Here is an 18,917-nt window from a genome sequence, read left to right on the forward strand (position 1 = left end):
GAAGCCTGCTTCAAGATGAGGTTTCCATCCCCCTTGCGGGGTGAAGGCACCCAGCTAGACCACTGGGTAGATAGGCCGGATGTGGAAGACAGGACCAAAGACTGTCGGAGCTGACCGGTACTAATAAGCCAACAACTTCACACACCTACCAAACACTGTTTGGTCAATAACACTGCTTCGCGTCCACTGTGCGGTTCCCGAGAAACGGGCACCACCCCCACCACCACCAGATACCCACCTGGTGGCAGGCAAGGGGTCACCCCGAAAACTCGATACTGTTACGGCGGTCATAGCGTCGGGGAAACGCCCGGTCCCATTCCGAACCCGGAAGCTTAGCCCTTCAGCGCCGATGGTACTGCCCTCGCGAGGGGGTGGGAGAGTAGGACGCCGCCGGACACCCATTCACGAAAGGCCCACCCCACACCGGGGTGGGCCTTTCGCATACCCGCAACACCCCACCACGCCGCCGTGCCGATAGGCGTGCTCGGCGGCGAGCCGGCCCGTGGTCGCGCACACGGCATCCCGCGCCGTCCGGGGGCGCGCGGCAGTGGCGGGCCCGACGACACGATGACGTGGCGTGCGCGCCGCGACACCGTCCCGTTCCGCTGCGCGCCGGCGCCCGCGTGCTCCGAGCTCCGGGGGAACTCCCGAGGTCGGCGCGCTGGACCTGCGGGCGGGCCGGCGCGCGCTGGCGGGAGCTTCCGCGTCCTCCGACCGGCGCTGAGCCCCCTCTGCACTCTTCTCAGGGTCTTCACGAGCGTGTCCGGGCGGTCGTTTCAGGCTGCTGACCTGGGGTGATGATGTGCCGCAGCGAGTGTGCTCGGCTGGTGCCGTGCGGCAGGTCGCTACTGAGCGCAGACTCACTTGACATGGCACCGGGCCGAGGGCGAGACTTCACTGAACGGAAACCCACTTCCGGTGGGTGGAATCGCCCGAAGGAGGATCGCTCGATGACGAGTGCAGGTCTCGAGGCATTCAACGCGGCGGACATCGACGCCGCACGCGCCCGGGTGCTCTCGTGCGCGGCCGTGACCCGGTGGGCTGACGCGGTGGTCGCCGGCCGCCCGTACGCCGACACCGCGGCTGCACTCGCGACGGCGCGCGTCGTGGCGGACCCGTGGAGCGAGGAGGAGATCGACTCCGCGCTCGCCCGTCATCCGCGCATCGGCGAGCGTGCCTCCGGGGAGGACGCGGACGCTGCGCACTCGCGCCGGGAGCAGGCCGGGCTCGGGGACCTGACCGGTTCGGTGGAGGAGCGCCTGCGCGCGGGCAACCGTGCCTACGAGGAGCGGTTCGGTCACGTCTTCCTCATCCGGGCCGCGGGCCGCACCGCCGACGAGATCCTCGCCGCGCTCGAGGAGCGCCTGGGGAACGATCCCGCCACCGAGCGACGCATCGCCGGCCAGCAGCTGCGGGAGATCGCCGTGCTGCGGCTGGAAGGAGAGCTCTCATGACCTCGCACATCACCACCCACGTGCTCGACGCGGTGTCCGGCCTGCCGGCCGCCGGTGTGGCCGTCTCCCTGTGGAGCGTCGGCGCGGACAGCGCCGCGCGGCTCGCGGACGCCACGACCGACGCCGACGGCCGGGTCAAGGACCTCGGCCCGAAGTCCCTCGAGCCCGGCACCTACCGCGTGACCTTCGCGACCGGCGACTACTTCGCCGCGCAGGGGGTCGCGACGTTCTACCCGTCGATCACCATCGACTTCACCGTCGAGGCCGGGCGCGACCACTACCACGTGCCCTGCCTGCTCAGCCCGTTCGCGTACTCGACGTACCGCGGGAGCTGACGGGCCGCCAGGCCCGCATCACCGGCCGCGGCAGAGACGCCGCGGCCTGCGTCATCGTCATCGGAGACGTATGGGGGCCGCCCTCGGGGCGGTCCCGCGACAACGCAACAACAGATGAAGGAGTCAGCAATGACCGCCACCGCCACCGACGCCCAGGCCGCCACGGGCACGATCGTGCTGGGCGACAACCAGTACGGCAAGGCCGAGGTACGCGTCATGAAGGTCGACCGTGACCAGGCGCGCCATCGGATCACCGAGCTCTCGGTGACCTCGCAGCTCCGCGGTGACTTCTCCGCCGCGCACATCGACGGCGACCAGGGCCGCGTGGTCCCCACGGACACGCAGAAGAACACGGTGTTCGCGCTCGCCAAGGACGGCATCCCCTCGCCGGAGGAGTTCGCCCTCCGCCTGGGTGAGCACTTCGTCTCGAGCTTCGACTGGATCGAGGGCGGCCGCTGGGAGGCCAAGGAGTACACCTGGGAGCACATCCCCTCGTCGCTCACCTCCCACGTGACCGACGGCGAGCACGACCACGCGTTCGTCAAGGGCGGCACCGAGACCCGCACGACCGTCGTCCAGCGCGAGGGCGACGAGGTCTTCGTCGTCTCCGGCCTCGAGGACCTCAAGGTGCTCAAGTCCACGGGCTCCGAGTTCCACGGCTTCCCGAAGGACCGCTACACCACCCTGCAGGAGACCACCGACCGCATCCTCGCGACGTCGGTGACCGCCCGCTGGCGCTACACGTCGCTGGACATCGACTTCAACGCCGTCTACGACGACGTGCGTCGCATCCTGCTCGAGACGTTCGCCGACGTGCACTCGCTCGCGCTGCAGCAGACCCTCTACCAGATGGGCAAGCGGGTGCTCGAGGCGCACCCGGAGATCGGCGAGATCAAGTTCTCGATGCCGAACCTGCACCACTTCGTCGTGGACTTCGAGCCCTTCGGCCTGGAGAACCCGAACGAGGTCTTCTACGTCGCCGACCGCCCGTACGGAAAGATCGAGGCGGAGGTGAAGCGGGAGGGCGCCGACCAGGAGCCGCGCGCGTGGGCCACCGTCACGGGGTTCTGCTGATCCAGGTTCCCCTGATCAGCGAGGCACCGTGCAGTCGGTTCGAAGGAGCATCGAGATGAGCACGACGACCATCGACGCGGCGGGCGTGACCGGCGTGCCGCAGGGCGGTCGACCGGAGGACGAGCGCTACCCGCTCGGCAAGACGTTCCTCTACGGCCTGCAGCACATCATGACGATGTACGGCGGCGTGATCGCGCCGCCGATCATCGTCGGGCAGGCGGCGGGCCTGACCGGGGCGGAGATCGGCGTCCTCGTGTCGGCCGCGCTGCTCGTCAGCGGTCTGGCCACCGCGCTCCAGACGCTCGGCATCCGCTTCTTCGGGTCGCAGCTCCCGCTCGTCCAGGGCATCTCGTTCGCCACCGTGTCCACCATGGTCGCGGTGGCGAGCGGGGACGGCGGGCTCCCCGCCGTCTTCGGCGCCATCATCGTGGCCGCCGTGATCGGCCTGGCGATCAGCCCGTTCTTCGCGCAGGTCGTGCGGTTCTTCCCGCCGGTCGTGACCGGCACGATCATCACGATCATCGGCATCTCGCTGCTGCCCACGGCGGCCGGCTGGATGATGGGCGGCGACGAGGAGGCGGCCGACTGGGGCTCGGTGCCCAACATCGCGCTGGCGCTCGGCACGCTCGTCGTGGTGCTCGCGCTCAGCCGCTTCCTGCAGGGCACGATCTCCCGCCTGTCCATCCTCTTCGGCATCATCCTCGGGACCGTGGCGGCGGTGCCGCTCGGGCTGGCGGACTTCTCGGGGGTCGGAGAGGGGTCGCCGTTCGCGCTGCCGACGCTGTTCGCCTTCGGCGCCCCGGTGTTCGAGATCGGCGCGATCATCTCGATGACGATCGTCATCCTCGTCATCATGACGGAGACGACCGCCGACATCATCGCCATCGGCGAGGTGCTCGACACCAAGGTCGACGCGAAGCGGGTGGGGGACGGCCTGCGGGCCGACATGGCCGCGACGCTCATCGCGCCGTTCCTCAACTCGTTCCCGGCCTCGGCGTTCGCGCAGAACGTCGGCCTGGTCGCGATCACCGGCATCCGTTCGCGGTTCGCCGTGGCGGCGGGCGGCGGCGTCCTGTTCGTCCTGGGGCTGTTCCCGGTGCTGGGACAGGTGGTCGCGGCGATCCCGTCGCCCGTGCTGGGCGGCGCCGGCATCGTCCTGTTCGGCTCGGTGGCCGTGTCCGGCATCCGCACGCTGTCGCGGGTCGAGTACGAGGGCAACCTCAACCTCACGCTCGTCGCGGTCGCGTTGGGCTTCGGCATCATCCCGATCGCCGTCCCGGACTTCTACGACCAGTTCCCGACCTGGGTGGGCATGATCTTCCACTCCGGGATCGCGGCCGCAGCCGTCGTCGCCGTCCTGCTCAACCTCGTGTTCAACGAGATCCGCTGGGGCCGGCGCAGCAAGGACCCGTCGGTGTTCACCGCCGGTTCCTCGGCGCGACTGGTCGTGACGGAGGAGCAGGAGCAGCGACGGGCGGAGTACTTCGCGCGCCTGGACGCCGAGCGTCAGGAGGAGCGTCGCCGCGCCCGTCTCAACGCGGACGTGCGGGCGCGGGTGCGCCACGGCCACGGCCGCCGGTCGGGCTGCGTGTCGGCCATCGACCTGGACGCGGACGGCGTGCCGGACGTGCTCCAGATCCGCGAGGGCGCGCGCGACGCGGTCGCCGGTCGACGTCCCGGCGCTCACGCGGCGGCGGACGACACCCGTCCGCAGCTGGTGCACGCGGGCGCCGCCGAGCCGGGGGACGGGTGACCACGATGCGCGCCCCGGCACGACGCAGGGCGCGAGGCGGGATCCCCGCCTCGCGCCCCGCGTCGGGTCGCCGCGTGCCGTCAGGCCGCGGAGAGCAGCTCCTTCGAGATGGTGTCGGCCATCTCGTGCAGCAGGGGGAGCGCGGCCTCGCCGAACTCGTAGGTCACGCGGGCAGCGGGCCCGGAGACCGAGAGCGCGGTCGGGGTGGGAGCGCCCTTCACGGGGACGGCGAAGCACCGCACGCCGATCTCCTGCTCGCCGTCGTCGACGGCGTAGCCCTGCTCGCGGATCGTGCCGATCTCCTTGAGGAGGTCGTCGACGTCCGTGATGGACAGGTCGGTGGCGGGCGGCATCCCGACGCGACCGACGATGTCGCGGATCGTCTGGTCCGGCAGCTCGGCGAGCACCATCTTGCCGACGCCGGTGCAGTGCGTGTAGACGCGCCGTCCCACCTCGGTGAACATCCGCATCGAGTAGGACGACGAGGCCTGGGCGACGTACACCACCATGTCGCGGTCGATCATCGCGAGGTTGGCGCTCTCGCCGAGCTCGCGGGCGAGCCGCTCCAGGTGCGGGCGGGCGCTGGCGCCGAGCTGGCGGCCGGCGCTCTCGCCCAGCCGGATGAGGCGCGGTCCCAGGGTGTACCGGCGGTTCGGGAGCTGACGGGCGTAGCCGCGGCCGACGAGCGTCCGCATGAGCCGGTGGATCGTCGGGAGCGGGAGGCCGGCAGCGGCCGCCAGCTCGCTGAGCGCGGCGTCGCCGCCGAGGTCGGTCATGATCTCGAGCAGGTCGATCGCCCGGTCCACCGACTGGACTCCGGTGCCGTTCGCCATGGGTCGTGTCCCCCTTTGAGTCTCACGAACCGGTCCCGGTTCTAGAAACCATCCTTCCACATCTCGAAACTTCATGTCATCAGCACCTCGAAAGGAAACCCAGGCCATGGCGATGCCCAGCCCCAGCTACACGATCACCCTCCGCGTCGAGGCCCCGGCCTCGCAGCGCGCGACGAGCGAGATCGTCCACGAGATCGCCACGGCCGGCGGATCGGTCATGGGCGTCGACATCGCCCAGTCGCACGCCGACACGATCGTCGTCGACGTCACCTGCGACACGGTCGACGCCGAGCACGGCGAGCGGATCGTCGCGGCGCTCGACGCCCTCGACGGCGTGCGCGTGCTGAAGATGTCCGACTCGACCTTCCTCATGCACCTCGGCGGCAAGATCTCCGTCACCCCCAAGGTGCCGCTCAAGACGCGCCGCGACCTCTCGCGCGCCTACACGCCGGGCGTCGCCCGCGTCTGCCTCGCGATCGCCGACCGCCCCGAGGACGCGCGCCGCCTCACCATCAAGCGCAACACCGTCGCGGTCGTCACCGACGGCACCGCCGTCCTCGGCCTCGGCGACATCGGCCCCGAGGCCGCCATGCCGGTCATGGAGGGCAAGGCGGCGCTGTTCAAGCAGTTCGCCGACGTCGACGCGTGGCCCATCGCCCTCGACACGACGGACACGGAGGAGATCATCCGCACCGTCAAGGCGATCGCCCCGGGCTTCGGCGGCGTGAACCTCGAGGACATCTCCGCGCCCCGCTGCTTCGAGATCGAGAAGCGCCTGCGCGAGGAGCTCGACATCCCCGTCTTCCACGACGACCAGCACGGCACCGCCATCGTGGTGCTCGCGGCGCTCATCAACGCGCTCAAGGTCGTGAACAAGAAGATCGAGGACGTCCGCATCGCGGTGTCCGGCGTCGGCGCCGCCGGCTCGGCCATCATCCGCCTCCTGCTCGCCCAGGGCGCGAGGGACATCGTCGGCTTCGACCGGCACGGGGCGCTCACGCCCGAGTCGGCCGGCGACGACGCGAACCGCGCCTGGATCGTCGAGAACACCAACCCGTCCGGGTTCACCGGGACCCTCAAGGAGGGGCTCGTCGGCGCCGACGTCTTCGTGGGCGTCTCGGCGGGCAACATCCTCACGGGCGCGGACGTCGCGGCGATGAACGACGACGCGATCGTGTTCGCCCTCGCGAACCCGACGCCCGAGGTCGACCCCATCGCCGCGGGCGAGACGGCCGCCGTCGTGGCGACCGGCCGCAGCGACTACCCGAACCAGATCAACAACGTGCTGGCGTTCCCCGGCCTGTTCCGCGGCCTGCTCGACGCGGGCGCCACGCAGATCACGGACGAGATGCTGCGCGTGGCGGCGGTCGCGATCTCGTCGGTGGTGAGCGAGGACGAGCTCAACTCGGCCTTCGTCATCCCGGGCGTGTTCGACAGCCGCGTCGCCGAGGCCGTCGCGGAGGCCGTCCGGGCCGAGGGCCTCAAGGAGGTCCCGGTGGCGGAGCACCGTGCCGGGGACGCCGAGCACCTGGCCCAGCACCTGGGCCGTGCACTGCAGGCCGAGGGCGCGGCGGTGGCCCGATGAAGGCGTCCCTCGACCAGGCCGCGCTCGACGCCGTCGAGCGGCGGCTCGCCGCGCACGACGCCCACCTCGAGCGCGCCTACCCGGGCGACGACGGCACGCGCCAGCCCGTGCACACCGTGTACGTGCCGGCGCACCGGTACGCGGCCGGGCTCGCGAGGGACTGGGGCGCACAGGCGCTCGCGGCCGTCGAGGCGCAGGGCACGGACGTGCTGCTGGACGCCGTCGGCGTGCGGGACGACCTGCGCGAGGCGGTCGCGGCCCAGGTGGAGCGCAAGCTCGCCGCCGAGCCGATCGAGGACCTGCGCATCGACCTCGAGGACGGGTACGGCACCCACCCCGACGCCGACGAGGACGAGGTGACCGCCGCCGCGGCCGCCGCGCTGCGCGCCGAGCTGGACGCCGGGGGAGCGACGCCGTTCGTCGGCATCCGGTTCAAGTGCTTCGAGCGGCCCACCCGGGCGCGCGGCCTGCGCACGCTCGACGTGTTCGTCAGCACGCTCGCGGCGTCGGGCGACCTCCCCGACGGGCTCGTGCTGACCCTGCCGAAGGTGACCGGCGTCGTGCAGGTCGAGGCGATGGTCTCCGTCTGCGAGCGGCTGGAGGAGGCGAACGGCCTGCCGGCCGGGCGCCTGCGCTTCGAGGTGCAGGTGGAGACGCCGCAGTCGATCCTCGACTCCGAGGGCACGGCGACCGTGGCGCGGATGATCCACGCGGGGGCGGGGCGCGTGAGCGGCCTGCACTACGGCACGTACGACTACTCGGCGGCGCTCGGCATCGCCGCGGCGTACCAGTCGATGGAGCACCCGGCGGCGGACCTGGCCAAGGAGGTCATGCAGCTCGCGGCCGCCGGCACCGGCGTCCGCCTGTCCGACGGGTCGACGAACGTGCTGCCGGTCGGCGACGACGCGCAGGTGCGCGCCGCGTGGGCGAACCACGGGCGTCTCGTGCGGCGCTCGCTGGAGCGCGGCTTCTACCAGGGCTGGGACCTGCACCCGGTTCAGCTGCCGAGCCGGTTCGCGGCGACGTACGCGTTCTACCGCGAGGGCTTCGAGCCGGCGGCCGAGCGGCTGTCGAACTACGTGAACGAGGTGGAGGGTGCGGTGCTCGACGAGCCCGCCACCGCCAAGGCGCTCGCGTGGTACCTCAAGCGCGGCGTCGACTGCGGAGCCCTGGGCGTCGACGAGATCGTCGAGCGCACCGGCCTGCGGCCGGACGAGCTCACGGCGATCGTGACGCGCCCGCTCGGGGGCTGACGCCCGGGCATCGGCGCAGCGCACGGCCACGACGGCCCGGCAGGACGACGTCCCGCCGGGCCGTCGTCGTGTGCGCGGCGTCACGACCGCACTGCGGGACGGCCCCGGGCAGGGGTTGACCGATCGCGCCGACCCGGCGTAGCGTTTTCACTACAAGGAACCAATCTTCCATCTGGCGAAAGCGAGTCAGCGATGACGGACCAGATCCCCTACACCGTGAACTGCTCGATCCTCCTCACGGACCTGCCGCTCCTGGAGCGTCCGGCGGCCGCGAAGGCGGCCGGCTTCGACGGCGTCGAGCTCTGGTGGCCCTTCGCCACGCCGACCCCCGACGCCGACGAGATCGACGCGTTCGTCGGGGCCCTGGCCGACGCCGGCGTGCAGCTCACCGGCCTCAACTTCGACGCCGGCAACATGCCGGGCGGCGACCGCGGCCTGATCTCGTGGCCCGAGCGCTCGGCCGACCTGCGCGCCAACCTCGACGCCGTCGCCCGCATCGGCGAGCGCACCGGCTGCCGCGCGTTCAACGCGCTGTACGGCAACCGCGTCGAGGGCGAGGACCCGGCCGCGCAGGACGCGCTCGGCGCCGAGAACCTCGCGCTCGCGGCGAAGGCCGTCGAGCGCGTCGGCGGCACCGTGCTGGTGGAGCCGGTCTCCGGCGTCCCCGCGTACCCGCTGAAGACCTCGGCCGACGCCGTCGCCGTCCTGGACCGCGTGCGCGACGAGCACGGCGCGACCAACCTCGGCCTGCTGTTCGACGTCTACCACCTGTCGGTCAACGGCTCGGACGTGGACCTCGACCTCAAGACCTACGGCGACCGCATCGCCCACGTCCAGATCGCCGACGCCCCGGGCCGCGGTGCCCCGGGCAGCGGGGACCTGCCGATCCAGCGCTGGATCGGCGACCTCCGCGCCGCCGGCTACGCCGGCCCCGTCGGCCTCGAGTACAAGACGGCCGACGCCGACCCGTTCGCCTGGCTGCCCCGCGCCGAGCGCTCCGCGCGCTGAGTGCCCCGCGCTGCAGCGACCCCTCGACCTCCCCGGAAGGACACGACCAATGAGCACCATCGCCTTCATCGGCCTCGGCATCATGGGCAGCCCGATGGCCGTCCACCTGCAGGACGCCGGGCACGCCGTCGTCGGCTTCAACCGCACGGCCGGCAAGGCCCAGCCCCTCGTCGAGGCGGGCGGCACCGCCGCCTCGTCCGTCGCGGAGGCCGTGAAGGCCGCGGACGTCGTGGCCGTCATGGTCCCGGACTCCCCGGATGTCGAGGGGGTCCTCACCGGCGACGACGGCGTCTTCGCGAACGCGCAGCCGGGCACGCTGATCGTCGACTTCTCGTCGATCCGCCCGGACGTCACCATCGCGCTGGCCGAGCAGGCGACGGCCGCCGGCTTCCGCTACCTCGACGCGCCGGTCTCCGGCGGCGAGGCGGGCGCGAAGAACGCCGCCCTGTCGATCATGGTCGGCGGCTCCGCCGAGGACTTCGCCGCAGCGTCCGACGTGTTCGACGCCGTCGGCAAGACGGTCGTGCACGTCGGCCCCTCGGGCTCCGGCCAGACCGTCAAGGCCGCGAACCAGCTCATCGTCGCCGGCAACATCGCGCTGCTCGCGGAGGCCGTCGTCTTCCTCGAGGCGTTCGGCGTCGACACGGAGGCGGCCGTCAAGGTCCTCGGCGGCGGCCTCGCCGGCTCCGCGGTGCTCGACCAGAAGGCCGAGAAGATGCTGGGCCGTGAGTTCGCCCCCGGTTTCCGCATCGACCTGCACCACAAGGACCTGGGCATCTTCACGACCGCCGCGCGCGAGCAGGGCGTCGTCGCCCCCGTCGGCGCCGTCGTCGCACAGCTCATGGCCGCGGCCCGCGCCGAGGGCGACGGGTCGCTCGACCACTCCGGCCTCTTCCAGGCGATCGCGCGCCTGTCCGGTCGCGACTGACCTCGCGCCCGCCCCGACATCCCCGAAGACTCGAAGGAGAGCACCATGCCCCGCATGCGCGCGGTCGACGCCGCGGTCGCCATCCTGGCGAAGGAGGGTGCCACCGAGGCCTTCGGCCTCCCCGGCGCCGCCATCAACCCGTTCTACGACGCCATGCGCCAGCACGGCGGCATCCACCACGTGCTCGCCCGGCACGTCGAGGGCGCGTCGCACATGGCCGACGGCTACTCGCGCGCCGAGCGCGGCAACATCGGCATCTGCATCGGCACGTCGGGCCCCGCGGGCACCGACATGATCACCGGCCTGTACGCCGCGTGGGCCGACTCGATCCCGATGCTGTGCATCACGGGCCAGGCCCCGGTGGCCAAGCTCGACAAGGAGGACTTCCAGGCCGTCGACATCGCGTCGATCGCCGCGCCGGTCACCAAGCTGGCGAAGACGGTCCTCGAGGCGTCGCAGGTGCCGGGCGTCTTCCAGCGCGCGTTCCAGCTGATGCGCTCGGGCCGTCCCGGCCCGGTCCTCATCGACCTGCCGATCGACGTGCAGATGACGGAGATCGAGTTCGACCCGGAGACCTACCGGCCGCTAGCTCCGGAGCGACCGGAGGCCACCCGCGAGCAGGTCGCCAAGGCGATCGACATGCTGCTGGCCGCGGAGCGCCCCCTGATCGTCGCCGGCGGCGGCATCATCAACGCCGGCGCGGAGGCCGAGCTCGTCGAGCTCGCGGAGACCCTCGGCGTGCCGGTGGTCCCGACCCTCATGGGCTGGGGCGCGATCCCCGACGACCACCCGCTGACCGCGGGCATGGTCGGCATCCAGACGTCGCACCGCTACGGCAACGCGACGTTCCTGGAGTCGGACTTCGTGATCGGCGTCGGCAACCGGTGGGCCAACCGCCACACCGGCGGCCTGAAGACGTACACCGAGGGCCGCACCTTCGTGCACGTCGACATCGAGCCCACGCAGATCGGCCGCGTGTTCGCGCCCGACTACGGCGTGGTCTCCGACGCGGGCGCCTTCCTGCGCACCGCGCTCGAGGTCGCCGCGGAGCGCAGGGCCGCCGGGCAGCTGAAGGACTACTCCGCGTGGGCCGCGTCCGCCCAGGAGCGCAAGGGGAAGCTGCAGCGCAAGACGCACTTCACCGAGATCCCGATCAAGCCGCAGCGCGTGTACGAGGAGATGAACAAGGCCTTCGGCCGCGACACGGTCTACGTCACCACGATCGGCCTCTCGCAGATCGCCGGCGCGCAGCTGCTGCACACGTACCACCCGCGGCACTGGATCAACGCCGGGCAGGCGGGCCCGCTGGGCTGGACCGGTCCGGCCGCTCTCGGCGTCTCGCGGGCGCTGCCCGAGGGCAACGTCGTCGCCCTCTCCGGCGACTACGACTTCCAGTTCATGCTGGAGGAGCTCGCCGTGGGCGCGCAGCACCACCTGCCCTACGTGCACGTCGTGGTGAACAACGCCTACCTGGGCCTGATCCGTCAGTCGCAGCGGGCGTTCGAGATGGACTACCACGTGTCCCTCGCCTTCGACAACATCAACATGTCGCACGGTGACGGGGAGCCCGAGGGCTACGGCGTGGACCACGTCAAGGTCGCCGAGGCGCTGGGCTGCAAGGCGATCCGCGTCAAGGACCCGGAGGACCTGGGCGCCGCGTTCGCCAAGGCGCAGGCCATGACCGCGGAGTTCCGCGTCCCCGTGGTGGTCGAGGTCATCCTCGAGCGCGTCACCAACATCGCGATGGGAGCGGAGCTCAACGGGGTGAACGAGTTCGAGGACCTGGCCATCTCGGCCGAGGACTCGCCCACGGCCATCGCGCTGCTCGACTGAGCGCGACAGGCTGAGCAGTACCCGACGACGGCGACGGGAGAGACGATGGCGAGGACGGGCAGGACCGACGGACGAGGGGGTGGAGCGGCAGTGACGACGACGGGACCGACGGCGGCGCGCGTGCTGCTCGCCCCGGACAAGTTCAAGGGCTCCCTGACCGCCGGCGAGGTGGCCGCCCACCTGGCGGCCGGCCTGCGGCGGGCGGTGCCCGGCGTCGTCGTCGGCGAGCTCCCCGTGGCCGACGGCGGCGAGGGCACCCTGGAGGCCGCCCTCGCCGCCGGCTACACCGCGGTGGACCTGGTGGCGACCGGCCCCGTCGGGGAACCGGTCGCCACCCGGTACGCCCGCCGGGGCGCCACCGCCGTCGTCGAGATGGCGGCGGTCACCGGCCTCGCCCAGGTGACCCCGACGCCGGCCACCGCTCTCGCCGCGACCTCCCGGGGGCTCGGCGAGGTCATCGCGCACGCCCTGGACGCGGGGGCACGGGAGATCGTCGTCGGGGTGGGCGGCTCCGCCAGCACCGACGGCGGGGCGGGCATGCTCGCCGCGCTCGGCGCGCGCCTCGCGTCGGGGGCGGGGGACGTCGCCGACGGCGGCGGCCACCTGCACGAGCTGACCGACGTGGACCTCGCGGGGCTGCACCCCGCGCTCGCCGACACCGAGATCGTGCTCGCGAGCGACGTGGACAACCCGCTGCTCGGCGAGCAGGGCGCGGCCGCCGTGTACGGGCCGCAGAAGGGCGCCGACCCGGCGACGGTGGACCAGCTCGAGCTCGGCCTGGCGACCTGGGTCGACGTGCTGGCCACCGTCGGCGTCACGGGCGCCCGCGGCTACGCCGCCGAGCCCGGCGCGGGCGCGGCGGGCGGCGTGGGCTTCGCCTGCCTGCTGCTCGGCGCCGAGCGCCGCCCCGGTGTCGAGGAGGTGCTGGCCCTCACGGGCTTCGCGGACCGCCTCGCCGGCGTCGACCTGGTCGTCACGGGAGAGGGCAGCCTCGACGAGCAGTCCCTGCACGGCAAGACGCCGGTCGGCGTGGCCGCCGCCGCGGCCGTCGCCGGCGTCCCCACGGTCGCGGTGTGCGGCCGCACCACCCTGAGCCCCGCACGAGCGGCCGCCGCCGGCCTCACCGCCGTGCACGCCCTCGCCGACGTCGAGCCGGACGTCGCCCGCTGCATCGCCGAGGCGGGCCCGCTGCTCGAGACCCTCGCGGCGCGGCTCGTCGACCACCTGCCGTCCCTGAACACCCTGGAGATCGCATGACCCACGACCTCGTCGTCCGCGCCGCCCGCGCCGTCACCCCCGAGGGGGAGCGCGCCGTCGAGGTGGGCGTGACCGACGGCCGGATCGCCGCCGTCGTTCCGCTCGGCACCGGCCTGGCCGGTGCCGAGGTGCTGGAGCTCGCCGAGGACGAGGTGCTGCTGCCCGGCCTCGTCGACTCGCACGTGCACGTCAACGAGCCCGGCCGCACCGAGTGGGAGGGCTTCGCCACCGCCACGCGCGCCGCCGCGGCCGGCGGCGTCACGACGATCGTCGACATGCCGCTCAACTCGCTGCCCCCCACGACCTCGGTCGCGAACCTCGAGGTCAAGAAGCAGCGCGCGGTGGACCAGGCGTTCGTCGACGTCGGCTTCTGGGGCGGCGCCGTGCCGGGCAACACGGCGGACCTCAAGCCTCTGCACGATGCCGGCGTGTTCGGCTTCAAGTGCTTCCTTGCCGACTCCGGGGTGCCGGAGTTCGGCCACCTCGAGGACGCGGAGCTGCGCGCCGACCTCGCGGAGCTGACGTCGTTCGGCGCCCTGATGATCGTGCACGCGGAGGACCCGGGCACCCTCGAGGACGCCCCGCAGGAGCCGGGCCCCACCTACAAGAACTTCCTCGCCTCGCGGCCCGCCAAGGCCGAGTCGACGGCGATCGCCTCGCTCATCGACGCGGCCCGCGCCACCGGCGCGCGGGCGCACGTGCTGCACCTGTCCGACGCCGACTCGCTGCCGATGATCGCGGCCGCCCGTGCGGAGGGCCTGCGCCTCACCGTCGAGACCTGCCCGCACTACCTGTCCCTGGACGCCGACCACGTGCCCGACGGCGCGACGGCCTACAAGTGCTGCCCGCCGATCCGCGAGCACGACAACCAGGACCGCCTCTGGCAGGGCCTGCGCGACGGCCTGATCGACGTCGTCGTCACCGACCACTCGCCGGCCACCGCCGAGCTCAAGCAGCCGGCCTCGGGCGACTTCGCCGAGGCCTGGGGCGGCGTCGCGTCGCTGCAGCTCGGCCTCGCCGTCGTCTGGACCGAGGCGCGCCGCCGCGGGGTGCCTCTCGCGGAGGTCGTCGGCTGGATGTCCTCCGGCCCGGCCGCGCTGGTCGGCCTGGAGCGCAAGGGCGGCATCGCCGTGGGCAAGGACGCGGACCTCGCGGTCTTCGCGCCCGAGGCGACGTTCGTCGTCGACCCGGCCCGCCTCCACCACAAGAACCCGGTCACGCCGTACGCCGGTCGTGACCTCACGGGAACGGTACGGCGCACGCTGCTGCGCGGGCGTCCCGTGGGCGACGAGCCCACCGGCACCCTGCTGCGCCGCGGCGAGGCCTGAGCAGGGCCCGACGACGAGAACGCTGACGAGAACGACGACGAGAACGACCACGAAGGACGACTGACATGACGCGACTCCAGCCGGGCGACACCGCTCCCGACTTCACCCTGCCCGACTCCGCAGGCACGCCGGTGTCCCTCGCGGACGTGCGCGCCGGGGCGGACAAGGGCGTGGTCGTGTACTTCTACCCGAAGGCGGGCACCCCCGGGTGCACCACCGAGGCCTGCGACTTCCGCGACAACCTCGCGTCGCTCGCGGGAGCCGGGTACGCCGTCGTCGGCGTCTCCGCCGACCCGGTGGAGGACATCCGCGCCTTCGTGGAGGCCGAGCACCTGACGTTCCCCCTGCTGAGCGACGCGGACCATGCCGTGGCCGACGCCTACGGCACGTGGGGCCCGAAGACGATCGGCGACCGGACGTTCGACGGGGTGCACCGCTGCACCTTCGTCGTCGAGCCGGACGGGACCCTGCGGTCCGCCGAGTACGACGTCGAGGCCACCGGGCACGTGGCCGCGCTGCGCGCGCAGCTGGTGGGTGCCTGAGCACCCACGACCCGGTAGGGTCGGTCTGGCAGGTTTCCGCTAGGCGTAATACGAATTCCGCTGTGCAACGACCGCACGGCAGCAGCACACCCCCGTAGAACGAGAACAAGGAGGGACTGTCGTGGAGCTCCCCGACGGCCTGACCATCAACGCCGAGATCGGTGAGCGCGACACCGAGGTGCTCACCCCGGCCGCGCTCGACCTCATCGTGACCCTGCAGCGCGAGCTGGGCGCCCGCCGCCTCGAGCTGCTGGAGGCGCGGCAGCGTCGCCGCCAGGCGCTGGCCGACGGCGGCACCCTCGACTTCCTCCCGGAGACCGCGCACCTCCGCGCCGACGACTCCTGGAAGGTCGCCGAGCCCGCCCCCGGGCTCGTCGACCGCCGCGTGGAGATCACCGGCCCGACCGACCGCAAGATGACCGTCAACGCGCTCAACTCGGGCGCGAAGTGCTGGCTCGCGGACCAGGAGGACGCGAACACGCCGCAGTGGAGCAGCGTGGTGGGCGGCCAGCTCAACCTCCTCGACGCCATCGAGCGCCGGATCGACTTCACCAACGAGGCCGGCAAGTCCTACGCGCTGAAGCCCGACGACGAGCTGGCCACGATCATCATGCGCCCCCGCGGGTGGCACATGAACGAGAAGCACGTCCTCGTCGACGGCCAGGAGACCTCCGGCTCCCTGGTCGACTTCGCGCTCTACGTCGCGACCGCGGGCCTGCGGCAGATCGCCAAGGGCCTCGGGCCGTACTTCTACCTGCCGAAGATGGAGTCGCACCTCGAGGCGCGGCTCTGGAACGACGCGTTCGTCCTCGCCCAGGACGCGCTGGGCATCCCGCGCGGCACCATCCGCGCGACCGTGCTCATCGAGACCATCCCGGCCGCGTTCGAGATGGAGGAGATCCTCTACGAGCTGCGCGAGCACTCCGCGGGCCTCAACGCCGGCCGCTGGGACTACCTGTTCTCCGTGGTGAAGAACTTCCGCACCCGCGGGTCGGAGTTCCTGCTGCCCGACCGCAACCAGATCACCATGACGGTGCCGTTCATGCGGGCCTACACCGAGCTGCTGGTCCGCACCTGCCACAAGCGCGGCGCGCACGCCATCGGCGGCATGGCGGCGTTCATCCCGAGCAAGGACGCCGCGGCCAACGAGCAGGCCTACGCCAAGGTGAGCGCCGACAAGGCGCGCGAGGCCGGCGACGGCTTCGACGGCTCCTGGGTGGCGCACCCCGGCATGGTCGCCACGTGCAAGGAGGCGTTCACCGCGGTGCTCGGCGACCGGCCGAACCAGATCGACCGTACGCGCGAGGACGTGCGCGTCACGGCCGCCGACCTGCTGTCGGTCGACAAGACGCCCGGCACCGTCACCGAGGCCGGCCTGCGCAACAACGTCTCCGTCGGCATCCAGTACCTCCAGGCCTGGCTGGGCGGCCTCGGCGCCGTCGCCATCTTCGGCCTCATGGAGGACGCCGCGACCGCGGAGATCTCCCGCTCCCAGGTGTGGCAGTGGCTGCACAACGACGTCGTCCTCGCCGACACCGGCGAGAAGGTGACGCGGGAGCTCGTCGACCGCATCGTCGAGGAGGAGGTGGCCAAGCTTCCGGGCGGCGCCGCCGCCTTCGACGAGGCGCGGACCACCTTCATGGAGGTCGCCGTGGCCGACGAGTACATCGACTTCCTCACGACGGCCGCCTACGAGCGGATGGACTGAGGAACCCGGCACCGCTCGGCTGCGACGGGGGCGCCGAGCACCGCCGGTGCGTGACGGCCGGGACCACGTCCTGTGTGGCGTGGTCCCGGCCGTTCGTGCGCCCGCACCGTCATGCGGGGACAACCTCCCCGACACGTGCCGCCCACTAGACTGGCGGCCATGTCCACCATCTCCCGAGACGAGGTCGCGCGCGTCGCCGCCCTGGCCCGGATCGACCTGCGTGACGACGAGGTCGACCGGCTCGCCGGCGAGCTCGACGTCATCGTCGACTCCATCGCCCGCGTGCGCGAGGTCGCGACACCCGACGTGCCGGCCACCAGCCACCCGCTGCCCCTGACGAACGTGTTCCGCGAGGACGTGCCCCAGCCGGCGCTGCCCGTGGCCGACGTGCTGGCCGCCGCGCCCGACGCGCAGGACGGGCGCTTCGCCGTCCCGCAGATCCTCGGGGAGGAGTGAGATGACGGACCTGACCCGCCTCAGCGCTGCGGAGCTCGCCGAGACCCTCACGCGCCGGGATGCCTCCAGCGTCGAGGCCACGCGCGCCCACCTGGACCGCATCGCGGCCGTCGACGGCGACGTGCACGCGTTCCTGCACGTGAGCGAGGACGACGCGCTGGCCACGGCCGCCGACGTCGACGCGCGCCGCGCCGCCGGCGAGGAGCTGCACCCGCTGGCCGGCGTGCCGATCGCCGTCAAGGACGTCGTCGTGACGAAGGGCCTGCCGTCCACGGCGGGCTCGAAGATCCTCGAGGGCTGGATCCCGCCGTACGACGCGACCCTCGTCGAGAAGCTCCGCGCCGCGGGCCTGCCGATCCTCGGCAAGACGAACATGGACGAGTTCGCGATGGGCTCGTCCACCGAGCACTCCGCGTTCGGCAACACCCACAACCCGTGGGACCTCGACCGCATCCCCGGCGGCTCGGGCGGCGGCTCCGCCGCGGCCGTCGCCGCCTTCGAGGCGCCGCTCGCGATCGGCACGGACACCGGCGGCTCGATCCGCCAGCCGGGCGCCGTCACCGGCACCGTCGGCGTGAAGCCCACCTACGGCGGCGTCTCGCGCTACGGCCTCATCGCGATGGCCTCCTCGCTGGACCAGGCCGGCCCCGTGACGCGCACCGTGCTCGACTCGGCGCTGCTGCACGAGCTCATCGGCGGCCACGACCCGCGCGACTCGACGTCGATCCCCGAGCCGCTCCCGCCGCTGGTCGAGGCCGCGCGCCAGGGCGCGCTGGGCGACCTGTCGGGCCTCAAGGTCGGCGTCGTCACGCAGCTGCAGGGCGAGGGCTACCAGCCCGGCGTGCTCGCGCGGTTCCACGAGTCGCTCGAGCTGCTGACCAAGGCCGGGGCCGAGGTCGTCGAGGTCTCCTGCCCGAGCTTCGACTACGCGCTCGCCGCGTACTACCTGATCATGCCGGCGGAGGCGTCGAGCAACCTCGCGAAGTTCGACGGCATGCGCTTCGGCCTGCGCGTCGAGCCGACCGACGGCCCGGTGACGGCCGAGCGCGTCATGGCCGCGACCCGCGGCGCCGGCTTCGGCGACGAGGTCAAGCGCCGCGTCGTCCTCGGCACCTACGCCCTGTCGGCCGGGTACTACGACGCCTACTACGGCAGCGCGCAGAAGGTCCGCACGCTCATCCAGCGCGACTTCGCCGCCGCGTTCGCGCAGGCGGACGTGCTGGTCTCGCCCACGGCGCCCACCACGGCGTTCAAGCTGGGGGAGAAGCTGGACGACCCGCTCGCGATGTACCTCAACGACGTCGCGACCATCCCGGCCAACCTCGCCGGCGTGCCGGGCATCTCGGTGCCCAACGGCCTGTCCGACGACGGCCTGCCCGTCGGCTTCCAGATCCTCGCGCCGGCGAAGGCGGACGACCGCCTCTACCGCGTCGGTGCCGCGCTCGAGTCGGCCCTCGAGTCCACGTGGGGCGCCCCGCTGCTGTCCCGTGCCCCCGAGCTCTCGCCTCCCGGGTCTCCTCGCTTCGCTGCGGGGACCCGCGAGGACTCCGAGACGCTGGGCTGAGAACAG

16 protein-coding genes and 2 rRNA genes are annotated in these 18,917 nt (G+C 72.4%); 17 read left to right on the forward strand and 1 reads right to left on the reverse strand.

Annotation, left to right across the window (positions count from 1 at the left end):
• The 6 genes from ACH443_RS05785 to ACH443_RS05810 all read left to right on the forward strand — a co-directional run.
• Positions 1-144: ribosomal RNA gene (locus ACH443_RS05785) — 23S ribosomal RNA — on the forward strand; the annotation flags it as partial.
• A gap of 135 nt (positions 145-279) precedes the next feature.
• Positions 280-396 (forward strand): 5S ribosomal RNA (gene rrf, locus ACH443_RS05790).
• A gap of 554 nt (positions 397-950) precedes the next feature.
• Complete coding sequence (uraD, locus tag ACH443_RS05795; RefSeq protein ID WP_430589728.1) at positions 951-1,454, forward strand: 2-oxo-4-hydroxy-4-carboxy-5-ureidoimidazoline decarboxylase; 504 nt, start codon at positions 951-953, stop codon at positions 1,452-1,454.
• Positions 1,451-1,789: a hydroxyisourate hydrolase gene (gene uraH, locus ACH443_RS05800; RefSeq protein ID WP_429763806.1), complete on the forward strand. Its 339-nt coding sequence runs from the start codon at positions 1,451-1,453 to the stop codon at positions 1,787-1,789. Before uraD ends, uraH begins: the two co-directional genes overlap by 4 nt.
• A gap of 129 nt (positions 1,790-1,918) precedes the next feature.
• Positions 1,919-2,863 carry a factor-independent urate hydroxylase gene (gene pucL / locus ACH443_RS05805; RefSeq protein ID WP_430556055.1) on the forward strand — a complete coding sequence of 315 codons (945 nt, stop codon included), beginning with the start codon at positions 1,919-1,921 and terminating at the stop codon, positions 2,861-2,863.
• A gap of 55 nt (positions 2,864-2,918) precedes the next feature.
• Positions 2,919-4,616, forward strand: coding sequence for a nucleobase:cation symporter-2 family protein (locus ACH443_RS05810; protein ID WP_429763808.1), 1,698 nt, complete (start codon positions 2,919-2,921; stop codon positions 4,614-4,616).
• A gap of 80 nt (positions 4,617-4,696) precedes the next feature.
• On the opposite strand, the gene ACH443_RS05815 is transcribed toward ACH443_RS05810, so the two are convergent.
• The gene (locus tag ACH443_RS05815; protein WP_429763809.1) at positions 4,697-5,449 is read right to left on the reverse strand and encodes an IclR family transcriptional regulator; all 753 of its coding nucleotides are present in this window, start codon (positions 5,447-5,449) and stop codon (positions 4,697-4,699) included.
• Between the two features lie 106 nt (positions 5,450-5,555).
• Here ACH443_RS05815 and ACH443_RS05820 point away from each other — a divergent pair, with 106 nt between their 5' ends.
• The 11 genes from ACH443_RS05820 to gatA all read left to right on the forward strand — a co-directional run bounded on the left by ACH443_RS05820 (position 5,556) and on the right by gatA (position 18,911).
• Entirely contained in the window at positions 5,556-7,034 is a 1,479-nt protein-coding gene (locus ACH443_RS05820) for an NAD-dependent malic enzyme (protein WP_429763810.1), read from the forward strand.
• Positions 7,031-8,287, forward strand: coding sequence for a DUF6986 family protein (locus ACH443_RS05825; RefSeq protein WP_430589729.1), 1,257 nt, complete (start codon positions 7,031-7,033; stop codon positions 8,285-8,287). Before ACH443_RS05820 ends, ACH443_RS05825 begins: the two co-directional genes overlap by 4 nt.
• A 204-nt stretch (positions 8,288-8,491) precedes the next feature.
• Complete coding sequence (locus tag ACH443_RS05830) at positions 8,492-9,295, forward strand: hydroxypyruvate isomerase family protein (RefSeq protein WP_430589997.1); 804 nt, start codon at positions 8,492-8,494, stop codon at positions 9,293-9,295.
• Positions 9,296-9,305: 10 nt separating this feature from the next.
• Complete coding sequence (locus ACH443_RS05835) at positions 9,306-10,223, forward strand: 2-hydroxy-3-oxopropionate reductase (RefSeq protein ID WP_430589998.1); 918 nt, start codon at positions 9,306-9,308, stop codon at positions 10,221-10,223.
• 45 nt (positions 10,224-10,268) lie between these two features.
• Entirely contained in the window at positions 10,269-12,056 is a 1,788-nt protein-coding gene (gene gcl / locus ACH443_RS05840) for a glyoxylate carboligase (protein WP_430589730.1), read from the forward strand.
• 90 nt (positions 12,057-12,146) lie between these two features.
• Complete coding sequence (locus tag ACH443_RS05845; RefSeq protein WP_430589731.1) at positions 12,147-13,313, forward strand: glycerate kinase; 1,167 nt, start codon at positions 12,147-12,149, stop codon at positions 13,311-13,313.
• The gene (gene allB, locus ACH443_RS05850; protein ID WP_430589732.1) at positions 13,310-14,641 is read left to right on the forward strand and encodes an allantoinase AllB; all 1,332 of its coding nucleotides are present in this window, start codon (positions 13,310-13,312) and stop codon (positions 14,639-14,641) included. Before ACH443_RS05845 ends, allB begins: the two co-directional genes overlap by 4 nt.
• Positions 14,642-14,706: 65 nt before the next feature.
• A complete protein-coding gene (gene bcp / locus ACH443_RS05855; RefSeq protein WP_429731455.1) occupies positions 14,707-15,183 on the forward strand; it encodes a thioredoxin-dependent thiol peroxidase in 477 nt (158 codons plus the stop codon).
• A 121-nt stretch (positions 15,184-15,304) separates the two neighbouring features.
• Entirely contained in the window at positions 15,305-16,891 is a 1,587-nt protein-coding gene (aceB, locus tag ACH443_RS05860) for a malate synthase A (protein WP_430589733.1), read from the forward strand.
• 159 nt (positions 16,892-17,050) lie between these two features.
• On the forward strand, positions 17,051-17,347 hold the full coding sequence (gene gatC, locus ACH443_RS05865) for an Asp-tRNA(Asn)/Glu-tRNA(Gln) amidotransferase subunit GatC (protein WP_429731461.1): 297 nt from the start codon (positions 17,051-17,053) through the stop codon (positions 17,345-17,347).
• Between the two features lies 1 nt (position 17,348).
• Positions 17,349-18,911, forward strand: a complete 1,563-nt coding sequence (gene gatA / locus ACH443_RS05870; RefSeq protein WP_430589734.1) for an Asp-tRNA(Asn)/Glu-tRNA(Gln) amidotransferase subunit GatA — start codon at positions 17,349-17,351, stop codon at positions 18,909-18,911.
• The last annotated feature ends 6 nt before the right edge of the window (positions 18,912-18,917 follow it).

It is taken from the genome of Isoptericola sp. NPDC019571 (assembly GCF_044389385.1).
GTDB classification, from domain to species: Bacteria; Actinomycetota; Actinomycetes; order Actinomycetales; family Cellulomonadaceae; genus Isoptericola; species Isoptericola nanjingensis.